This window comes from Kineococcus indalonis, assembly GCF_009906395.1.
GTDB lineage: Bacteria > Actinomycetota > Actinomycetes > Actinomycetales > Kineococcaceae > Kineococcus > Kineococcus indalonis.
This window is the reverse complement of sequence record NZ_JAAALM010000356.1, coordinates 1-4,299: the sequence shown is the minus strand read 5'-3', so window position 1 is coordinate 4,299 and position 4,299 is coordinate 1. Positions and strand designations below refer to the sequence as shown.

At 76.2% G+C, this 4,299-nt stretch carries 5 protein-coding genes and 2 pseudogenes; 1 reads left to right on the top strand and 6 read right to left on the bottom strand.

Features of this window, described 5'->3' with window-relative positions:
- Nucleotides 1-306: pseudogene (locus GTR00_RS15545) on the top strand (hypothetical protein); the annotation flags it as partial.
- A 58-nt stretch (nucleotides 307-364) separates the two neighbouring features.
- Here GTR00_RS15545 and ruvC read toward each other — a convergent pair.
- The 6 genes and pseudogenes from ruvC to GTR00_RS15515 all read right to left on the bottom strand — a co-directional run.
- Entirely contained in the window at nucleotides 365-961 is a 597-nt protein-coding gene (ruvC, locus tag GTR00_RS15540; RefSeq protein WP_166612503.1) for a crossover junction endodeoxyribonuclease RuvC, read from the bottom strand.
- A 71-nt stretch (nucleotides 962-1,032) separates the two neighbouring features.
- Nucleotides 1,033-1,794: a YebC/PmpR family DNA-binding transcriptional regulator gene (locus tag GTR00_RS15535; RefSeq protein WP_166612502.1), complete on the bottom strand. Its 762-nt coding sequence runs from the start codon at nucleotides 1,792-1,794 to the stop codon at nucleotides 1,033-1,035.
- A 33-nt stretch (nucleotides 1,795-1,827) separates the two neighbouring features.
- The gene (pdxT, locus tag GTR00_RS15530) at nucleotides 1,828-2,505 is read right to left on the bottom strand and encodes a pyridoxal 5'-phosphate synthase glutaminase subunit PdxT (RefSeq protein WP_166612501.1); all 678 of its coding nucleotides are present in this window, start codon (nucleotides 2,503-2,505) and stop codon (nucleotides 1,828-1,830) included.
- A 24-nt stretch (nucleotides 2,506-2,529) separates the two neighbouring features.
- The gene (locus GTR00_RS15525) at nucleotides 2,530-3,048 is read right to left on the bottom strand and encodes an NUDIX hydrolase (protein WP_276610251.1); all 519 of its coding nucleotides are present in this window, start codon (nucleotides 3,046-3,048) and stop codon (nucleotides 2,530-2,532) included.
- A gap of 22 nt (nucleotides 3,049-3,070) precedes the next feature.
- A complete protein-coding gene (gene pdxS, locus GTR00_RS15520; protein ID WP_166612500.1) occupies nucleotides 3,071-4,024 on the bottom strand; it encodes a pyridoxal 5'-phosphate synthase lyase subunit PdxS in 954 nt (317 codons plus the stop codon).
- Nucleotides 4,025-4,089: 65 nt separating this feature from the next.
- Nucleotides 4,090-4,299, bottom strand: a pseudogene (locus GTR00_RS15515) (hypothetical protein); the annotation flags it as partial.

Below are 4,299 nucleotides of genomic sequence, written 5' to 3'. Positions count from 1 at the left end.
GCCCTGGGCGGGGAGCTGGTCGCCGACAAGCTGCCCTCCACGCCCAGCCGGCTCAGCGCCGCCGGCCTGCCGGCGCGGCTGGTCTCCGGGTTCGCGGGGGGCGCGGTGCTGGCCCGCCGCGAGCACGCCCGCACGCTGCTGCCGGCGCTGGCCGGGACGGCCGGGGCCCTGGCCGGCTCCCACGCCGGGGCGGCGTGGCGGGCGTGGGCCGGGCAGCGGGTGCCGGACGTGGAGGCCGCCCTCGCCGAGGACGGGGTGGCGCTGGTGCTGACGCTCGCGGCGACGCTGCCGCACCGCCGGGGCTGACCCGCCGGGGCTGACCCGCCGGAGCTGCACCGCCGGGGCCGGCCCGCCGGGGCGCGCCTCAGCGGGCGCGGCCCACGGGCCGCCGGGCCGCCGCCCGCGCCGCCTCCGCGTAGGCGTTGCGGCGACCGGTGACCAGCGCCGAGTGCGCCGCGGCCTCCAGGCGCGTGGTGCCCGCCCCGCGCCACAGGTGGCACAGCGCCAGCGCGAGGGCGTCGGCGGCGTCGGCGGGCCGGGGCGGGGCGTCCAGGCCGAGGATGCGGGTGACCATCGCGGTCACCTGCTCCTTGTCGGCGCGGCCGGACCCGGTGACGGCGGCCTTGACCTCGCTGGGGGTGTGCATCGCCACCGGCAGCCCGCGCCGGGCCGCGGCCACCAGCACCAACCCGGCGGCCTGGGCGGTGCCCATCACGGAGCGCACGTTGGCCTGGGCGAACACGCGCTCCACGGCCACCACGTCGGGGCTGTGCTCGTCCAGCCAGCTCTCCAGGCCCTCGGCCACGGCGAGCAGGCGCTCGGGCACCGGGTGCTCGGAGGGAGTGCGCACGACGCCGACGGCGACCATGCGCACCCGCCGGCCGGCCGCCCCGGCGCCCGAGGACTCCACCACCCCCAGCCCGCAGCGGGTGAGACCTGGGTCGACGGCGAGGACGCGCACGGCCCCCAGCCTCGCACGGGGCGGGCGGGGGGCCGTGGCGACGGGCCGCGCTCAGCGGCCCGCGGTGCGGTTCAGGCGTCCTCGAGGGCGGCCATGACGTCGTCGGAGACGTCGTAGTTGGCGAAGACGTTCTGCACGTCGTCGCAGTCGTCGAGGGCGTCGACGAGGCGGAAGACCTTCGCGGCCCCCTCGGCGTCCAGCGGCACCTGCACGCTGGGCACGAAGCTGGCGTCGGCGGAGTCGTAGTCGATGCCGGCCGCCTGCAGGGCCTCGCGCACGGCCACCAGGTCGGTCGCCTCGCAGACGACCTCGAAGGTGTCGCCCTGGTCGGTGACCTCCTCCGCGCCGGCCTCCAGCACGGCGGTCAGGACGTCGTCCTCGGTGAGCTCGTTGCCCTCCTTGCCGATGACGACGACGCCCTTGCGGCTGAACATGTACGCCACGCTGCCCGGGTCGGCCATGGAGCCGCCGTTGCGGGTCATGGCCGTGCGGACCTCCATGGCCGCGCGGTTCTTGTTGTCGGTGAGGCACTCGATGAGCAGCGCCACGCCGTTGGGGCCGTAGCCCTCGTACATGATCGTCTGCCAGTCGGCCCCGCCGGCCTCGGCGCCCGAGCCGCGCTTGACGGCGCGCTCGATGTTGTCGGCGGGCACCGAGGTCTTCTTCGCCTTCTGGATGGCGTCGTAGAGCGTGGGGTTGCCCGCCGGGTCGCCGCCGCCGGTGCGGGCCGCGACCTCGATGTTCTTGATCAGCCGAGCGAAGCTCTTGGCGCGCTTGGCGTCGACGACGGCCTTCTTGTGCTTGGTCGTCGCCCACTTGGAGTGGCCGGACATTGCTGTTCCCTCCGCCGTTCGCTCGCTGACTGGTCACCTGCCCCGTGGGCTGCCCGCCGACCCCAGGCCGCGCCGCTCCTCGTGCCCCCCTCCGCGGAGCCGGTCTCGCACGAGCTCCACGAAGTAGCGGTGCACCCGGTCGTCCCCGGTGATCTCCGGGTGGAACGACGTCGCCAGCAGATCGCCGGAACGCACTGCGACGATCCTACCCGCGGCCGGGCCGGAACCCACGCGGGCGAGCACCCGCACGTCCTCGCCGGCCTCCTCCACCCAGGGGGCGCGGATGAAGACCGCCCGCACGCGCTCACCGCCGCCGGTGACGCCCTCGACGGGCAGGTCCTCCTCCCAGCTCTCCACCTGCCGGCCGAAGGCGTTGCGGCGCACCGCGACGTCCAGCCCGCCCAGGGTCCGCTGGTCCGGCGCGCCGTCCAGGACGCGGTCGGCCAGCAGGATCATGCCCGCGCACGAGCCGTACACCGGCAGGCCCTGCGCGATGCGCTCGCGCAGCGGCTCGCGCAGCTCGAAGGCGCGCAGCAGCCGGTCGATGGTGGTGGACTCCCCGCCCGGCAGCACCAGGCCGTCCACCTGCTCCAGCTCGCGCTCCCGGCGCACCGTCACCGCACGCGCCCCGCCGGCCGTCAGCGCCGCCAGGTGCTCGCGCACGTCGCCCTGCAGGGCCAGCACACCGATCACGGGTTCGTCGCGGAGCACGGGGCGAGGGTAGGGCCGCACCGCTCAGGCGATGCGCCGGGGTGGGCCCGCCCAGCGCCCGGGCGGCGCGGGCAGCTCGGCCAGCAGGGCGGCCAGCTGCACGGGGTAGACGGTCTCGGCGGTGCCGGCCAGCTCGTCCGGGGTCCACCAGCGCACGTCGGTGAGGGTGGCCAGCTCCAGGGGCGTCCACCGCTCGCGCGACAGCTCCGCCGGGGCGTGCGGGCGGTGCACGAAGAACTCCTCGTGCTGGCGGCAGGGCTGCCCCAGGTACGGGAAGTCGGCGGTGCGCACCCACACCGGGCCGGTGAGGTCGGCGGGCGCGACCACCAGGCCGGTCTCCTCCAGCAGCTCGCGGGCGGCGGCCTCGCGCGCCGGCTCCCCCGGGGCGCGACCGCCGCCGACGGTGAACCACCACGACCGCCCGGGGGCGGTGGGGTCGGTGCCGCGCACGAGCAGCACGCGGCCCGCGCCGTCGAGGACGACGACGCGGGCCGCGCTGCGGGTGCGGGTGCCGTCGGGGTCGGTGCCCCACTCCGGCCCCAGCGGGTCCTGCTCGCTCAGCGGGTCACCAGCCGCGGGTGGCCAGGCGGTGCGGCTCCGGGATCGCCTCGACGTTCAGGCCGACCATGGCCTCGCCCAGCCCGCGGGAGACCTTGGCCACCATGTCGGGGTCGTCGTGGAAGGTGGTGGCCTTCACGATGGCCTCGGCGCGCTTGACGGGGTCGCCGGACTTGAAGATGCCCGAGCCGACGAAGACGCCCTCGGCGCCCAGCTGCATCATCATCGCCGCGTCGGCCGGGGTGGCGATGCCGCCGGCGGTGAAGAGCACCACGGGCAGCTTGCCGCGCTCGGCGACCTCGCGGACCAGCTCGTAGGGGGCGGCGAGCTCCTTGGCGGCCACGTACAGCTCGTCGGGGGCCATCGAGCGCAGCCGGTTGATCTCGGCGCGGATGGTGCGCATGTGCGTGACCGCGTTGGAGACGTCGCCGGTGCCGGCCTCGCCCTTGGAGCGGATCATCGCCGCCCCCTCGGTGATGCGCCGCAGCGCCTCGCCGAGGTTGGTGGCCCCGCACACGAACGGCACGGTGAAGGCGTGCTTGTCGATGTGGTGCGCGTAGTCGGCGGGGGTGAGGACCTCGGACTCGTCGACGTAGTCCACGCCCAGGGACTGCAGCACCTGCGCCTCGACGAAGTGGCCGATGCGCGCCTTGGCCATCACCGGGATGGACACGGCGTCGATGATCGACTCGACCATGTCGGGGTCGCTCATGCGCGAGACGCCGCCCTCGGCGCGGATGTCGGCGGGCACGCGCTCCAGCGCCATGACGGCCACGGCACCGGCGTCGGCGGCGATCCTGGCCTGCTCGGCGGTGACGACGTCCATGATGACGCCGCCCTTGAGCATCTCCGCCATGCCGCGCTTGACGCGGTCGGTGCCGACGACGGGACCGGCGCCGGTGGCGCTCTCCGCCCACGGGACGGGGTGCCCGGCGCTGGGGGTGCTCTGGTCGGTGCTCACGGTGCTCGCGCCTCGCGGTTCCTGTGGGGTCTGCTCCGGGCTGCCCCGGACCTGGCGCGAGCATCCTACGAGCCGGGGGCGGCGCCCCCGCCCGGAGCTCCGTCCCCGGTGCCGTCGTCGAAGTCCGCCGTCTCCGGCAGGCGGGCGTGCCCGGCCAGCCGCGCCCAGCGCACCAGCCGCTTGGCGCGCAGGCGCCGCGCCTGCACGACGGCGTCGTTGTGGAAGCGGCGCGCCAGGCCGACCCGGTGCGCGGCGTCGCGCACGCGCACCAGCCG